We start from the raw sequence: 15,527 nt of genomic DNA, 5'->3' as shown, positions 1-15,527 counted from the left end.
TGTTTGTTGAATTGCAAAGGTAGTATATTTAATTGAAACGAAAACCTATGGATTGGATTTTGTTGTGTATCGCCTTATTTTTATGACTATTGTTCACCTCATGGTCAAAAATATATTATCTTTGCAAAGAAGAAAATAAATCAGAAATACATATTATTAGATTATGAGATCAAGGACAGCTTCTTGGTTTGAAACCAAGATTCGTTATGAGAAAACAATGGAAGATGGCATGCAAAAGAAGGTTACGGAGCAGTATGTTGTTGATGCTTTGAGCTTTACCGAGGCCGAAAATGCCATTATCAATGAGATGTCTTCTTATATAAGTGGTGAATTTAAGATTACAGACATTAAGCCCGCGTCGTACGGAGAGATCTTCTTTAGCGATGCAGATTTGGATGATCGCTGGTATAAGGCGAAACTTCAATTCATCACTATTGATGAAAAGACCGAGAAAGAAAAGCGTTCTACGGTTACTTATTTGGTACAGGCAGGTAATGTTCCGGTTGCTGTGAAGCACATAGATGAGATTATGGGCGGCACGATGATAGACTATGTGATAGCCGGAATCAACGAAACCCAAATCATGGATGTTTTTGAACATCAAGTAACAAAGAAGAAACCGGAGGTGAACGATGTGCCGGAATACGAACAACCAACCGAAGAGAAGAAAGAGGGAGAGTAGAGATGGATATTGATGTAGCTCGTAATTTGCACGAAGTACAGTCTCATTTACCGTCTACTGTCAAACTGGTAGCGGTGAGCAAGTATCATCCTAATGAGTACATCGAGGCTGCCTATCAGGAGGGACAGCGCATTTTCGGAGAGAGTCATGAGCAAGAACTCTCCAAAAAGGTGGCGTCGTTGCCCGATGATATAGAGTGGCATTTTATCGGGCATCTTCAAACTAACAAGGTGAAATACATCGCACCATACATCTCTATGATAGAGGCTGTGGATAGTTTGAAGCTTTTGAAGGAGATAGAAAAGCAGGCATCAAAATGTGATAGGGTCATTCGTGTACTTCTGGAACTGCACATTGCCGAAGAAGAAACGAAATACGGCCTTACGTTAGATGCTTGTCGGGAACTCTTGAATGATTCTACATGGCGCCAATTGAAGCATGTACAGATATGCGGCTTGATGATGATGGCTAGCAATGTAGACGATGAAACTCAGATAACGAGCGAGTTTGAGGCTGCTCGCAAGTTCTTTGACGAAGTGAAGTCGACCTATTTCCCAACCGATGATGCCTTTTGTGAGCGTTCTTGGGGGATGAGTCACGATTACCAATTGGCAATCAAACACGGCTCAACGATGGTTAGAGTCGGTACAACAATATTTGGGCCGAGAGTCTATTAAGACTTCCGGCCCAAATTGTTTTATTTTATTGAATTACAACTTTCTTTCTGTTGATGATGTAGATACCCTTGGGTAGTCGTGTCTTATCGGTTCCTAAGTATCGTCCGTCAATCGAGTAGATGCGATTATCTTTGTATAGTTGTTCTGCCACTGTGCCCAGAACACCAATGATTCCAGTCGGTGTGTCGTTATTTTCTTGTAAGAAATTGAACGTGATAACGCCATCAGTTTCAGTGATTTTGTATATAGGTTTAGCTAAAGCTGTCCCATTATAAACTGTAGGTTTCACCGTAGTTTCGTCTGTTAGAGTCGTATTGTTACCCGTTCCGGGGAATGGATCGGCAGCAGCCGAAGCTTTATATGCATATTGAGAAGTAATATCTGTGACATTAGATATATTCAGCAGTGTACCATCGGCAGGCACTAATGTCATTCGTGGATGTCCTAATGTATTGTTGACGGTATTGCTTAGTATACCAGAAGTGAGCGAAAAATGAGCTATACGCCGAATTTTCCATAGCTCATGGCTTTAAAATAGCCTCGAATACTGCCGATATTGGCAGTGTTATTATTCCCAAAATCACTCAGTTTATCAGCATTCAAGTATTCCTTATATGCTTCTATGGGCTTGTTGATTTTAAAAGTTGTGTCTTGAAATTCTGCAAGAATGACTAGTGCTTTAGGGCTATTTAGATGAGGAAAGAAACTGCCACCCGACTTGATAACTTCACGTGTACGAATCTTGTTAGTTCATGTGTTAGTTGCATTTTTGTAAAATACCTCCTTATTTTGACTGTTGATGAGTGTTTGTTCGGTGGCCGAACGTTGCCCAACTTCATGAGCCAATTGGGTGGAAGCCGTCAAATTGCCGTAAGAATCTATTTGGCCGATATAATACTCGAAGCCTACATGCACGAGGATAACGCCATCGTTAGCTGTGTACCATGATACATGTTCGTCTCCATGTCCGGTAACCAAGAGTGTCGTTCCATCTGATTGAGTAACACTGAAAGGCTCACTTAAAATTTTTGCACCCCATGCATATACAGTTATAACCAGTAGAAAAATGATGAGTACGAGGCTTCTTCATATTATAGAATCTATTATTAATACTTGTTTTATTTATAATGATATTGCCCTTTATGGCGCGTCTTGCTGCCGTATTCGATTGCATGATGTGGACAATAGTGATAACATGCAAAACACGTGATACATTTGTCTGCGTGCAACCAAGTTGGTTGGAAGCTGAGTCCGCCTTTGATATTGTCTGTAGGACAGACGTCAGCGCAGATGCCACACTTCACACAACGGCTCTCATCAACGCTGAATGGCTTATCTGTAAGAAGCCTTTTGACAAACAGATTTCCCAAGATATCAGAGTTGATACGAGGCCAATGGCTCTTATGGATAGGAGTAATACCGTTCTCGCAATTTTGAATGCGAGGGATATATTGTCGCAATAGCTTTTCTGATTCCTGCTTTTTAGCCTGTACGATTTGCGGTTTATCTGTGTTCATAAGTGGTAATCCCACATACGTATTAGGCATTTTTAGCGAGAAAGCGGCATGGGTGTGCAGTCCGAGTCGACCGAGTGCCCCGTTGAGGTAGTCTACACTGCGTCCAATATCGTCACCGGCAGTCATGGCCGTATAGCAATAATGAGTATCGGTATCGCCTTTGAAAGACAGGGTAGCAATAAAGTCGAGCATGATTTTTGGCGGTCGCCATCCGTGGACAGGAAACACAAAGCCTATTCGCTCATCATCTTTGAGCGTATAGCAATGGAACACTGGGGCATCACAGATAGATATTATCTCTTCTTGTGTAGCTTGTCCCAGTTCCTTAGCGAGCCATCTGGAGTTACCTGTCGCCGAAAAATAGAAAATCATTCGCTTGTTCTCAATATTACATTTGCAAAAATAAGTATTTCTCTTGGGCCCACCAAGAGCCTTGATAGAATAGATGTATTGTAATGAAAAAACCATCCTGCGGATGCGGGATGGTTTTTTTGTGTATCTGTAAGATTAATATTTTACTATTTAGCTTCTGTCATCACACCCTCAATGTATAGGCGTGTCATCTCTGTTTGGCCATTGGAACGTACAGTAATGCTCTTCTTGAAATGTCCGGGGAACTTTCCTTTACCATTATAGGTAATCATAATTTGGCCTTTCTGTCCGGGCATCACTGGTGTTTTGGTGTAAGAGGGAACGGTACAACCGCAACTTGCGACAGCCTGATTGATGACAAGAGGTGCCTGACCGACGTTGGTAAACGTGAAAGTACATTTCTGTACAGGGTTGTTTTCAGAGAAAGTACCCAAATCTATGGTTACTTTATCAAACTTAATATCGGCTTGATTTTGTGCCGAAACGGCTATCAAACCAATTACCAACATTGTTATGATGCTTAAAAACTTTTTCATTTCTTCTCGTTTTTGATTCTAAAAATTCGCAGCAAAGATATGAAACTTCGTGATAGCAAGCAACTATTCAGTCATATATTTATCTAATTTACGTTAAATGATGAATACTTTTAGCTCTTTATATTATTGATTTGGCAGTTGATAAAGCACAGTTTCTCACTTCCCACTACTAAATCCTCATTCGCTGCAAGAGCGTGTCAATAGTACTGTTTTGGCTTTGCAGCATTACTGAAAAGGCTAGGCAGCAACGTTGCTAAACCTTTGCAGGAAATGAATATTTAGTAGTGAGAAATGAGAAGTGATATGTTTGGAGTTGGTGATAGCTTGCTTTGGAAAGGGAAATAAGGTAGTTCCTCTTTTAATTATGTAGATAAAAGAATGTACGTTCTTTGTGTAATGCTTTTTTTTGTATAACTTTGCATGATACAAAGGAAATATCAAAAATATGTATAGAAGCAATACTTGTGGAGAGTTAAGACTCTCTGATCAAGGTAAGGAAGTTACCTTGGCTGGATGGGTTCAGCGTTCGAGGAAAATGGGAGGTATGACTTTCGTCGACCTACGTGACCGTTATGGTATTACCCAGCTCGTATTTAACGAAGCAGACGATAGTGAACTCTGTGACAGAGCCAACAAGTTGGGACGTGAATACTGTATTCAGATCAAGGGTACGGTGAGCGAGCGTCAGAGCAAAAACGAGAAGTTGGATACCGGTGATATAGAAATATTGGTGCATGAACTCAATGTTTTATCAGAGAGCGCAACGCCTCCTTTCACGATAGAAGACAATACCGACGGTGGCGACGATATTCGTATGAAGTATCGTTATTTGGATTTGCGACGTGCCTCTGTGCGTAAGAATATGGAGTTGCGTCATCGTATGACCATTTTGATTCGTAATTTCTTAGACTCAAAAGAGTTTATGGAGGTGGAGACACCTATATTAATAGGTAGTACACCTGAGGGTGCTCGCGACTTCGTAGTGCCTAGCCGCATGAATCCGGGACAGTTCTATGCACTGCCACAGAGCCCGCAAACACTGAAACAATTGTTGATGGTGGCCGGCTTCGACCGCTATTTCCAGATAGCAAAGTGTTTCCGTGATGAGGATTTGCGTGCAGACCGTCAGCCCGAATTTACACAGGTAGACTGTGAAATGAGCTTTGTAGATCAGGAAGACGTGATAGGTATCTTTGAAGATATGTGTCGTATGCTCTTCAAGGAAGTCAGAGGCGTAGAGCTACCGGCTAAGTTACAGCAGATGCCATGGCACGAAGCGATGAGGCGTTTCGGTAGTGATAAACCCGATTTACGCTTCGGTATGGAGTTCGTTGAGTTGAAAGAGGCTTTCTCAGGTAAGGGAAACTTCTCTGTATTCGATGAAGCTAAATATATAGGTGGTATCTGTGTACCCGGTTGTGCAGACTATACTCGCAAACAACTTGATGGTTTGACCGATTTCGTGAAGCGTCCACAAGTGGGTGCCAAAGGCCTTGTGTATATTAAGTATAATGCTGATGGCACTATCAAAAGTTCGGTAGACAAGTTCTACTCGCCCGAAGAGTTGGCTGAAATCAAAAAAGTGATGAATGCTAATGATGGAGATTTGGTGTTGATACTGAGTGGTGACAATGCAAACAAAGCTCGTGTACAGTTGTGTGCGCTCCGCTTGGAGATGGGTGACCGTCTTGGTTTGCGCGATAAAAATAAGTTTGAATGTCTGTGGATAGTCGATTTCCCCTTGTTTGAGTGGAGCGATGAAGAGCAGCGATTGATGGCTACGCATCATCCTTTCACCATGCCTAACCCCGATGATATTCCATTGTTGGAAGAACATCCGGAACAAGTGAGGGCCAAAGCATACGACTTTGTCTGCAACGGCATTGAAGTAGGTGGTGGAAGTCTTCGTATCCATGATGGAAAATTGCAAGAACGTATGTTCAAGATATTGGGTTTCACTCCCGAAAGAGCCATGGCACAGTTCGGTTTCCTTATCAATGCGTTCAAATATGGTGCTCCTCCTCACGCTGGTTTGGCTTTCGGACTCGATCGTTTCGTTAGCATTATGGCCGGTTTGGACTCTATTCGCGACTGTATTGCGTTCCCGAAGAACAACAGTGGTAGGGATGTGATGCTCGATGCTCCATCAGAAATAGATGTCAAACAATTGGACGAATTGAACTTGAAAGTCGATTTGAAAGATTGATGTAAATCAAGAAAAAGAGCTACATAGTTGTTATTGAGATGTTTTGTGTAAAAAAATGCACGAACATGGAAAGATTGTCGTACTTTTGTAGTGATAAATAGAGTAATCTGATTCCTAATATAAGGAATTGAGATGAAATTGTAATCAAAATAAGAATATGGCAGAAAAAAAAGCAACAAAGGTAGTAGCAGCTCCTAAAAAGGAGACTACAAAGAAGGTAGCAGCAAAGAAACCGGCTGCACGCAAGGTGGTAGTAGCACTTAATGCAGAGAGTGTGGGCTTCCGCGCCGGCGATGTTTATCAGGCTTTGGCAGCTGCTGGAAAGGCTCTTAGTGTTAGCGAGATTTCCAAAGCAGCAAAGATTAGCGCTGAAGAGACCTATCTTGGAATAGGTTGGCTACTTAAAGAAGGCAAAGTAAAAGGCGACGAAAGCCTAGTAGCGTTGGCTTAATTTAGATTAAGAATAACCAAATAAGGAGCTGCATTGTTATAATACAGCTCCTTTTTTATGTTTTGTAAATAGTGTACATGAGTTACGATGCAGCGATATTACAGGTATTGGCAGAAGCCGGCAACGATGGTTTGTCGGTCAGGAAGATTGCACACCATGTATTGAATGCATGTAATTCGCTGTTTGAACCAGTCGAATATACTACCGTACATGCTTATGTACAGCAATTTCTTATTAGAAATTCTAAAACCACGAATGCTCTTATAGAGCGTACTGAGACGCGTGGAAAGTATCGGTTGAACTTGAATAATGTCGGAAATCAGCAGTTAATGCTCCAGTTTTGCGATGAGGTTGAGATAGAAGAAGAGCAGAATTGTCCGCCGGAAGACCAGTCGCTGAGCTTGTTTTGAGTGTTCGATGATTTCTAATGATTTTTAGGGAACACATGTTTTGATTCGTATTATACAATATATATAATATGAATCTTATGTCAAATAGATATTTATTGGGCTTTGATGTGGGTAGTAGCTCGGTTAAAGCCTCTCTTGTAGAGGTGGAAAGTGGGCAGACTGCGGCCACAGCTTTTTATCCTAAAAGCGAAGCTCCCATGCTTGCAGTGAAGACGGGATGGGCAGAACAGGACCCACAAATGTGGTGGGACAATGCTAAACTAGCCTTAAAGCAGGTCATGGCTGATAGCGGTATCACTGGTGAGGAGATTCTTGCTGTTGGTATTTCTTATCAAATGCATGGCTTGGTTTGTGTAGATAAGAATCGGGAAGTACTTCGCCCAAGTATTATTTGGTGTGACTCTCGTGCTGTACCTTATGGTGAAAAGGCATTCAAAGAGCTGGGGACAGACTATTGTCTGGGTCATTTATTGAATTCACCCGGTAATTTTACGGCCTCCAAATTAGCTTGGGTAAAGGCAAATGAGCCGGTACTTTACGAGCGTATAGATAAGATTATGCTGCCCGGAGATTACATTGCGATGAAGCTATCCGGTGATGTTTGCACCACTATTAGTGGCTTGTCTGAGGGCATGATGTGGGACTTTAAAGACAAATGTCCGGCCAAATCGCTTTTGGATTATTATGGTTTTGATGAGCATATATTGGCTCATATTGTCCCGACTTTTGCCGTACAAGGTGAAGTTTCTAGTGAGGCGGCTGCCGAAACCGGTTTGAAGAAAGGTACACCTATATCTTATAGAGCTGGCGACCAACCCAATAATGCGGTGAGTTTGAATGTCTTTAACCCCGGTGAAATAGCTTCTACGGCGGGTACTTCTGGGGTGGTTTATGGTGTTTTGGGCGATGTAAATTACGACGTAAAGAGCCGGGTCAATACTTTTGCACATGCCAATTATACATTAGAAGAGGACCGTTTGGGTGTGTTGTTGTGTATCAATGGTACCGGTATCTTGAATGCTTGGGTACATCGAAACGTTACTCCTGACATCAGTTATGCCGATATGAACAAAATGGCAGAGACCGTTCCGGTCGGATCAGAGGGCGTGAGTATCATCCCGTTTGGTAATGGTTCTGAGCGTGTGTTGGAGAATAAAGAAGTCGATTGTTCTATCCATGGCTTGAATTTCAATAAGCATTCGAAGGCTTATATCGTCAGAGCGGCTCAAGAAGGCATCGTCTTTAGCTTCTGTTATGGCATGGAAATCATGCGGGATATGGGTATGGACATTCGTAAGATACATGCTGGTCATGCTAATATGTTCCTAAGTCCGCTGTTTAGAAATACTTTGGCAGGAGTCAGCGGAGCCACCATTGAACTCTACGAGACCGATGGTAGCGTTGGAGCTGCAAAAGGAGCTGGTATTGGTGCAGGTATTTATAAGAATCATGATGAGGCATTTGCTACGCTCAAAAAACTGGCTGTGATTGAACCGGAAGAGCATTTGAAGACTTCGTATACCGATGCTTATGAGCGTTGGAAATCAATATTGAACAAAAATATAAATCAATAAGAACTTAAATTAAGAAACTACAAGATGATGACAAAAGAGTATTTTCCACAGATTGGTAAGATTCCTTTCGAAGGAACAGATAGCAAAAATCCCCTAGCATTCCACTATTACAACCCAGAAAAAGTTGTTGCTGGGAAGAAAATGAAGGACTGGTTGAAGTTTGCAATGGCTTGGTGGCATACGCTCGGAGCCGCAAGTAGCGACCAATTTGGTGGACAAACCCGCGATTATGCATGGGATCATGCCGACAGTGCCATCCAACGTGCCAAGGATAAGATGGATGCTGGCTTCGAAATCATGGAGAAGTTGGGTATCGAGTATTTCTGTTTCCACGACGTAGACTTGTGTGATCCCTCTGATGATATTGTTGAGTATGAACAGAATATGAAGGAGATTACCGATTATGCTCTTGAGAAGATGAAGGCAAGTAACGTTAAGTTGCTTTGGGGAACAGCCAATGTGTTCAGTGATAAGCGTTATATGAATGGTGCCGCAACGAATCCTAACTTCGACGTAGTGGCTCGTGCTGCCGTTCAAATCAAGAATGCTATCGATGCAACTATCAAACTTGGTGGTACCAATTATGTGTTCTGGGGCGGTCGCGAAGGCTACATGTCTCTGCTCAATACACAGATGCAACGTGAGAAAGACCATTTGGCTCAAATGCTTATAGCGGCTCGTGACTATGCTCGTGCTAAAGGTTTTACAGGTACATTCCTTATCGAACCGAAACCTATGGAGCCTACAAAACATCAGTACGATGTAGATGTAGAGACCGTTATCGGGTTCTTGCGTGCTCACAATTTAGACAAAGATTTCAAGGTAAATATCGAAGTTAACCACGCAACATTGGCTGGTCATACCTTCGAGCATGAATTGGCTGTTGCTGTAGATAATGGTATGTTGGGTAGCATTGATGCTAACCGAGGTGATGCACAGAACGGTTGGGACACCGACCAATTCCCCATTGACAATTTTGAATTGACTCAAGCCATGATGCAGATTATCCGTAATGGTGGCTTAGGCAATGGTGGTAGCAACTTCGATGCAAAGATTCGCCGTAACTCTACCGACCCTGAAGATATATTTATTGCCCACATCAGTGGTATGGATGCCATGGCACGTGCGCTTGAGAATGCCGCAGCTATTCTTGAAGAGAGCGAACTTCCTCAAATGTTGAAGTCTCGTTATGCTAGCTTCGACAGCGGTATGGGCAAGGAATTTGAGGATGGAAAGGTCAGCTTGGAGCAGTTGGTAGACTATGCAAAGAAGAATGGTGAGCCTAAACAATTGTCAGGTAAGCAAGAACTTTATGAGACTATCGTAGCTTTATATTCTAAATAAGGCACGATAAAGATTACGCTATAAACATGGATAGGAGAGACCTTTGATCGGGTTTCTCCTATTTTTATGCCTAATACAGAGACTAAACGGTAAATAAAATTTTGTATCGATGCAGGTATGGAATATTTTGCCTATATTTGTAACTATATAAAATGAAGAATTAATCTTATGGTTATCGCAAACAATCATTTAGTCATTATGGCTGGTGGTGTAGGAAGCCGATTTTGGCCAATGAGCACCGAAGAACTTCCAAAACAGTTTATAGATATTCTAGGTGTAGGAAGAACACTGCTCCAACTCACTTTTGATCGTTTTAAAGGCCTTTGTCCTTCGGAGAATGTTTGGGTTGTTACGAATCGAAAGTATGAAGCACTTGTTAAAGAACAGTTACCTGAAGTTCCGGTAGAAAATATATTGTTAGAGCCTTGTCGGCGCAATACGGCACCTTGTATTGCCTATGTTAGTTGGCGTATCAAGGCCAAATCTTCCAAGGCAAATGTCGTCGTATCGCCTAGCGACCATATTGTTACCGATATCATAGAGTTTCAACGGGTCATCTCTTCGTGTTTACAGTTTACCAGTGAGACCGATGCTATTGTCACATTGGGTATGAAAGCTGACCGTCCGGAGACGGGTTATGGCTACATACAAGCTGATTTGACAGCACGTTCGCCGCGTAATAAAGAGATATTCCGTGTTGACTCGTTCCGCGAAAAGCCAGATTTACAGACTGCAACAGAATATATACGACAGAATAACTATTACTGGAATGCAGGTATATTCTTGTGGAGTGTAGAGACGATAGTCAACGCTTTCAGAGTTTATCAACCCACGATGGGTAAGTTGTTTGAGAGTATGCTGCCTGTATTGGGAACTCCTAAGGAACAGGAAATCATTGATCAGCGTTATGCAGAATGTGAGAATATCTCCGTTGACTATGCTATCATGGAGAAAGCCGAAGAAATTTTCGTGTGTCCGGCAAACTTCGGTTGGAGCGATTTAGGTACGTGGGGGAGTCTCTTGATGAAGAGTCATAAAGACTTATATGGAAACTGTGGTATTGGTGAAAATATTCGATTTTTTGATAGCCACAACTGTATAGTGCATACTATGCAAGAAAAGAAGGTTGTCGTCCAAGGACTTGATGGCTATATTGTAGCTGAGAAAGACAATACACTCTTGATATGTAAACTATCTGAAGAGCAGAAAATCAAACAGTATAGTGAGTAAAAATATAATAAATGATGGATAAAAAAGTAGCATTAATTACAGGAATATCAGGCCAAGATGGCAGTTATTTGGCAGAATTTTTAATATCAAAGGGATACGAAGTGCACGGCTTGCTACGTCGTTCTTCTTCTTTCAATACCGGACGTATAGAACATTTATACTTGGATGAATGGGTTCGCGATATGAAGAAACAACGCCTTGTCAATCTGCATTGGGCAGATATGACCGATTCTTCATCTTTGATACGTGTCATTTCTGAGACTAAGCCTACTGAAATCTACAATCTAGCGGCACAAAGTCATGTGAAAGTATCGTTTGATGTGCCTGAATATACGGCCGATACAGATGCTATAGGTGTATTAAGACTCTTAGAAGCCGTACGTATTTGTGGGTTGGAGCACACTTGTAAGATTTATCAAGCAAGTACATCAGAACTGTTTGGAAAGGTACAAGAGGTTCCTCAGCGCGAAACTACGCCTTTTTATCCGCGTTCACCTTACAGTGTAGCAAAATTGTATGGCTTTTGGATTATGAAGAATTATCGTGAGAGCTATGGTATGTACTGTTGCAATGGTATTCTTTTCAATCATGAGAGCGAACGTAGAGGTGAAAATTTTGTTACTCGTAAGATTACTTTGGCTGCTTGCCGTATAGTTCAAGGATACCAAGAGAAACTGTATTTGGGGAATTTGGATGCTCGACGTGACTGGGGGTATGCCAAGGATTATGTGGAATGTATGTGGTTGATGCTGCAACAATCTCAACCTGACGATTTTGTAATAGCTACCGGTGAATATCATACCGTCCGAGAATTTGTTACAATCTCATTCCGGCATGTGGGAATAGAATTGGAATGGCAAGGTGAAGGTATTGATGAAAAGGGCATTGACAAGGCTACCGGTAAAGTGTTGGTAGAAGTAGATCCCAAGTATTTCCGCCCGGCTGAGGTTGAGGAATTGCTGGGTGATCCTACAAAAGCAAAGACTGTATTAGGTTGGAATCCTGCCAAGACATCTTTTGAAGAACTCATTCGTATCATGATAGAACATGATATGAAGTTCGTGAAGAAGCTATATTTAAAAGCAAAGTTGCCGGAATGATTCTAGACAAAGACAGTAAAATATATATAGCCGGTCACTGTGGATTGGTGGGATCGGCTATATGGAGGAATCTAGAATCTAGAGGATATAATCATTTAATAGGGCGTACACATCTAGAACTAGATTTAACGAATCAGCAGGCAGTCACGGAATTCTTTGATCAAGAGCAGCCTGATGTCGTCATATTGGCAGCTGCCTTTGTTGGAGGAATCATGGCAAATTCGCTTTATCGTGCTGATTTCATCATGCAAAATATGCAGATGCAATGTAATGTGATTAGTAATGCTTATTCACACCATGTAAAGAAGTTGTTATTCTTAGGCTCTACGTGTATTTATCCGAAGAATGCACCACAGCCAATGAAAGAAGACACCCTGCTGACTTCACCTTTGGAGTATTCTAATGAAGAGTATGCGATAGCCAAGATTGCCGGTTTGAAAATGTGCGAAAGTTATAACTTGCAGTATGGCACTAATTATATTGCAGTTATGCCTACTAATCTCTATGGACCTAATGATAATTTCCATTTGGAGAATAGTCATGTGATGCCGGCAATGATGCGTAAGATTTATCTAGCAAAATTGATACACGACGATCAATGGGATGCCGTTCGCTGCGATATGGATAAACGTCCGGTGGAAGGTATTAGCGGTGTATCGGATAAGCAGGAGATTCTTAAAGTCCTAGCAAAGTATGGAATAGAAGACAATCGAGTGACTCTTTGGGGAACTGGTTCGCCATTGCGTGAATTCCTGTGGAGCGAAGATATGGCTGATGCCAGTGTGTATGTATTGTTGCATGTAGATTTTAAAGACCTGATAGGAATAGAGAATTACAGTTCCGTATTTCTTGGAGCCAAGATCGACGGAGTCGTAGATCGAAATCATAGTGCAGGTAGAGGTGGAGCAATACCGCAATTGGGAGAAATTCGCAATTGTCATATTAATGTAGGAACAGGTAAAGAACTTACTATCAAAGAACTTTCTCAACTAGTTGTTGATACTGTCGGGTTTACGGGAGAAGTGTATTTTGATACTTCAAAGCCGGATGGAACACCACGGAAATTAATTGATGTGTCGAAGCTACATCAGTTAGGTTGGAAGCATCATGTTGAGATAGAAGATGGTGTTCGACGCCTTTTTGATTGGTATAAGCAGTCATTAGAATAGTTTTTGTACTCTATATTTCTTATAAAGTACAATCTAGTTGAATCATTGCAATGGCTTGGCAGAATCGCTGTCAAGCCGTTGCTGTTTTACTGTTTGGACTTTTCAGCAATGTTGTTGGGGCTTTGCAGTAATGTCGTTGATAAGTAGACGAGTAGACAGGTAGGCTTGTTTAGTAATTGTTATATTCCTATATATAAGTTAACTATATTATACTGTAATATTAAAAAGGTGGCAATAACATATATGCTATTGCCACCTTTTATACTAGGATGATGTTTATTTCGACTCTCTTTCGGTTATGAGACCGTGCCGATAAGCATAGAGTAGTTTCTCAAGATCTTTGATTTGGCGGTTTAACTCTTCGCCCTTGTCAGTATTAGCCACCAACATACGTTGACTACTTAGCTCAACAATCTGCGTTGTGCTCTTGATATCGGTTCCTCGTTGTACTGCATCGGCTGCGCTCGTGAAGGGTTCGTGTTGTACCAACTGGAGTCCGCGGCTATGGTATACAAGTGTATATCCGGCTATACCAGTCTCTTTGTGGTATGCTTCTGAGAAGCCGCCATCTATCACCATCAGTTTTCCGTTGGCCTTGATGGGATTTTCTCCGCTGCCGGCATGCACCGGTACGTGCCCGTTGATGATGTGCCTATTTGTACCATTTACACTGAAAGCATCTAGTATTCGGTCGGCTACAGCCTCGCTATCCCTCAGTTTGAAGTAGTTTCCTTTCTCTTCTTTGTGTGTAGCTTTGTCTTCGATGAAATATCGTTCGAATGTAGCCATTTTGCTTTTATCGAAGAGTGGGCTATCGGGACCGCACCATAGATAGAGGAAATAGTCGATAGCATATTGACGTTCGGCTGGCGGAGTGTCGTTTTGGAATGCAGAACGAATGAGCATTCCGGTGTGATGCATGAGCTCACGTCCTTGATATACTTGTCCTTTAGCTATTTCTACGTCCTTGAGGCTACCGTCTTCGTTGAGCGGAATAGAAGCATGGAAGAGCAAGTTGTTATTATAAATGGCATACATACAACCATGCTGCAGGAGCAGGCGGATATGTTTGTGAAGTTTTTCGCACACCATGAACGAATGATGTAGCTTGCTCATCAGTGCAGTTTCTTCTTCTGTCATGTCGCACGGATGCTCCGGGTCGATGGTAGGGAAGTTGTTGCTGGTTAGTGGATACTCTTTACCGGTGAGCATGATGGTGCCTTTCTTGTAGTCGATGTTTTTGAATAGCTCTCTATCTTGCATGCCCCATGACGGATTTCGTTCGAAGAGTTGAGCCTCGGCTTTGAACTGTAGCACGGCAATGGCTTTGTGCATGAGTGCCATGAGGCGCACTGATTTATCATCAGTATTCTTATTATCGCCTATCAGTTTGGGTATAAACTCCTTGCATTCATCGTCTCCATAAGTCTCCATGGCAAATGTTGCCAATGAGATAAGGTTGATACCGTATCCCTCTTCCAGTGTTGTCAGGTTGGCATAGCGCAGAGACAGCCGGATGACATTGCAAATACATGCATCGTTTCCGGCACAGGCTCCCATCCAAAGTATATCGTGGTTGCCCCATTGCATGTCCCAATTGTGGCGCGAGGCCATGGTGTCGAGAATGATATGAGCACCCGGACCACGGTCGAAGATGTCGCCGAGAATGTGCAAGCGGTCAATGGCTAGCCGTTGAATGACATTGGCGATGGCAATAATAAAGTCATCGGCTCGTCCCGTGGAGATAATAGTATCGATGATGACATTGACGTATGCCGTCTTATTTGTGTCTTCGGTACGCTCGTGGAGGAGTTCCTGAATGATGTAAGAGAATCCGTTTGGTAATGATTTCCTTACTTTCGAGCGTGTATATTTGCTTGATACGTCGCGGCATACAGCCACGAGTTGATGGATGGTGATTCTATACCAGTCAATGATATCCGTCTCTTTGGACTTGACAAGTTCCAATTTTTGTTCCGGATAGTAGATGAGTGTACAAAGTTCTCGTTTCTCGTATTCGCGTAAAGAGTTGCCAAAGAGCTCGTTGACTTTTCGTTTGATGTTACCCGATGCATTCTTCAGTACGTGCTGGAAAGCCTCATATTCACCATGAATGTCGGCTAAGAAATGTTCCGTTCCTTTCGGAAGATTCAAGATGGCTTGCAGGTTTATAATCTCTGTACTGGCTTCAGCCACTGTCGGGAATGATTGCGCCAGCAGCTGTAAATATCTCATGTCCTTGTTAATTGTATCTTGTTT

The 15,527-nt window shown here is 42.2% G+C and carries 15 protein-coding genes; 10 read left to right on the top strand and 5 right to left on the bottom strand.

All coding sequences use genetic code 11. The features are described from left to right. Nucleotides 1-163: 163 nt before the first annotated feature. Nucleotides 164-682, top strand: a complete 519-nt coding sequence (locus AC1EK4_RS08865; protein ID WP_036898016.1) for a DUF4494 domain-containing protein — start codon at nucleotides 164-166, stop codon at nucleotides 680-682. 2 nt (nucleotides 683-684) lie between these two features. After that, the gene (locus tag AC1EK4_RS08860; protein ID WP_036898019.1) at nucleotides 685-1,359 is read left to right on the top strand and encodes a YggS family pyridoxal phosphate-dependent enzyme; all 675 of its coding nucleotides are present in this window, start codon (nucleotides 685-687) and stop codon (nucleotides 1,357-1,359) included. A gap of 25 nt (nucleotides 1,360-1,384) precedes the next feature. Here the strand turns inward: AC1EK4_RS08860 and AC1EK4_RS08855 are convergent, their stop codons facing one another. From AC1EK4_RS08855 to AC1EK4_RS08840, 4 genes are all read right to left on the bottom strand, one after another. Continuing rightward, nucleotides 1,385-1,792 carry a hypothetical protein gene (locus AC1EK4_RS08855; RefSeq protein ID WP_062432764.1) on the bottom strand — a complete coding sequence of 136 codons (408 nt, stop codon included), beginning with the start codon at nucleotides 1,790-1,792 and terminating at the stop codon, nucleotides 1,385-1,387. Nucleotides 1,793-2,109: 317 nt separating this feature from the next. Next, nucleotides 2,110-2,337, bottom strand: coding sequence for a hypothetical protein (locus AC1EK4_RS08850; protein WP_480357949.1), 228 nt, complete (start codon nucleotides 2,335-2,337; stop codon nucleotides 2,110-2,112). Nucleotides 2,338-2,477: 140 nt separating this feature from the next. Continuing rightward, entirely contained in the window at nucleotides 2,478-3,248 is a 771-nt protein-coding gene (locus tag AC1EK4_RS08845) for an EFR1 family ferrodoxin (protein ID WP_480357947.1), read from the bottom strand. A 146-nt stretch (nucleotides 3,249-3,394) separates the two neighbouring features. Then, the gene (locus AC1EK4_RS08840) at nucleotides 3,395-3,784 is read right to left on the bottom strand and encodes a DUF1573 domain-containing protein (RefSeq protein WP_036898031.1); all 390 of its coding nucleotides are present in this window, start codon (nucleotides 3,782-3,784) and stop codon (nucleotides 3,395-3,397) included. Between the two features lie 445 nt (nucleotides 3,785-4,229). On the opposite strand from AC1EK4_RS08840, the gene aspS reads away from it, so the two are divergent. The 8 genes from aspS (at nucleotide 4,230) to AC1EK4_RS08800 (ending at nucleotide 13,268) form a co-directional block, all read left to right on the top strand. Further along, nucleotides 4,230-5,990, top strand: coding sequence for an aspartate--tRNA ligase (gene aspS / locus AC1EK4_RS08835; protein ID WP_480357946.1), 1,761 nt, complete (start codon nucleotides 4,230-4,232; stop codon nucleotides 5,988-5,990). A gap of 157 nt (nucleotides 5,991-6,147) precedes the next feature. After that, nucleotides 6,148-6,441 carry a winged helix-turn-helix domain-containing protein gene (locus tag AC1EK4_RS08830; protein ID WP_036898037.1) on the top strand — a complete coding sequence of 98 codons (294 nt, stop codon included), beginning with the start codon at nucleotides 6,148-6,150 and terminating at the stop codon, nucleotides 6,439-6,441. 77 nt (nucleotides 6,442-6,518) lie between these two features. Then, nucleotides 6,519-6,851, top strand: coding sequence for a hypothetical protein (locus tag AC1EK4_RS08825; RefSeq protein ID WP_036898040.1), 333 nt, complete (start codon nucleotides 6,519-6,521; stop codon nucleotides 6,849-6,851). Between the two features lie 77 nt (nucleotides 6,852-6,928). Next, nucleotides 6,929-8,425, top strand: coding sequence for a xylulokinase (locus AC1EK4_RS08820; protein ID WP_062432913.1), 1,497 nt, complete (start codon nucleotides 6,929-6,931; stop codon nucleotides 8,423-8,425). 24 nt (nucleotides 8,426-8,449) lie between these two features. Beyond that, a complete protein-coding gene (gene xylA, locus AC1EK4_RS08815; protein ID WP_480357942.1) occupies nucleotides 8,450-9,769 on the top strand; it encodes a xylose isomerase in 1,320 nt (439 codons plus the stop codon). A 168-nt stretch (nucleotides 9,770-9,937) separates the two neighbouring features. After that, the gene (locus AC1EK4_RS08810; protein ID WP_480357941.1) at nucleotides 9,938-10,999 is read left to right on the top strand and encodes a mannose-1-phosphate guanylyltransferase; all 1,062 of its coding nucleotides are present in this window, start codon (nucleotides 9,938-9,940) and stop codon (nucleotides 10,997-10,999) included. Between the two features lie 14 nt (nucleotides 11,000-11,013). Then, nucleotides 11,014-12,099, top strand: coding sequence for a GDP-mannose 4,6-dehydratase (gene gmd / locus AC1EK4_RS08805; RefSeq protein WP_480357969.1), 1,086 nt, complete (start codon nucleotides 11,014-11,016; stop codon nucleotides 12,097-12,099). Next, nucleotides 12,096-13,268 carry a GDP-L-fucose synthase family protein gene (locus tag AC1EK4_RS08800; protein ID WP_480357939.1) on the top strand — a complete coding sequence of 391 codons (1,173 nt, stop codon included), beginning with the start codon at nucleotides 12,096-12,098 and terminating at the stop codon, nucleotides 13,266-13,268. Before gmd ends, AC1EK4_RS08800 begins: the two co-directional genes overlap by 4 nt. Before the next feature lie 276 nt (nucleotides 13,269-13,544). Here the strand turns inward: AC1EK4_RS08800 and AC1EK4_RS08795 are convergent, their stop codons facing one another. Beyond that, nucleotides 13,545-15,503, bottom strand: a complete 1,959-nt coding sequence (locus AC1EK4_RS08795; protein WP_480357938.1) for a fructose-1,6-bisphosphatase — start codon at nucleotides 15,501-15,503, stop codon at nucleotides 13,545-13,547. Nucleotides 15,504-15,527 lie beyond the last annotated feature (24 nt).

It is taken from the genome of Prevotella sp. C0026C3, assembly GCF_056590795.1.
This window is presented reverse-complemented; position numbering and strand designations above follow the sequence as displayed.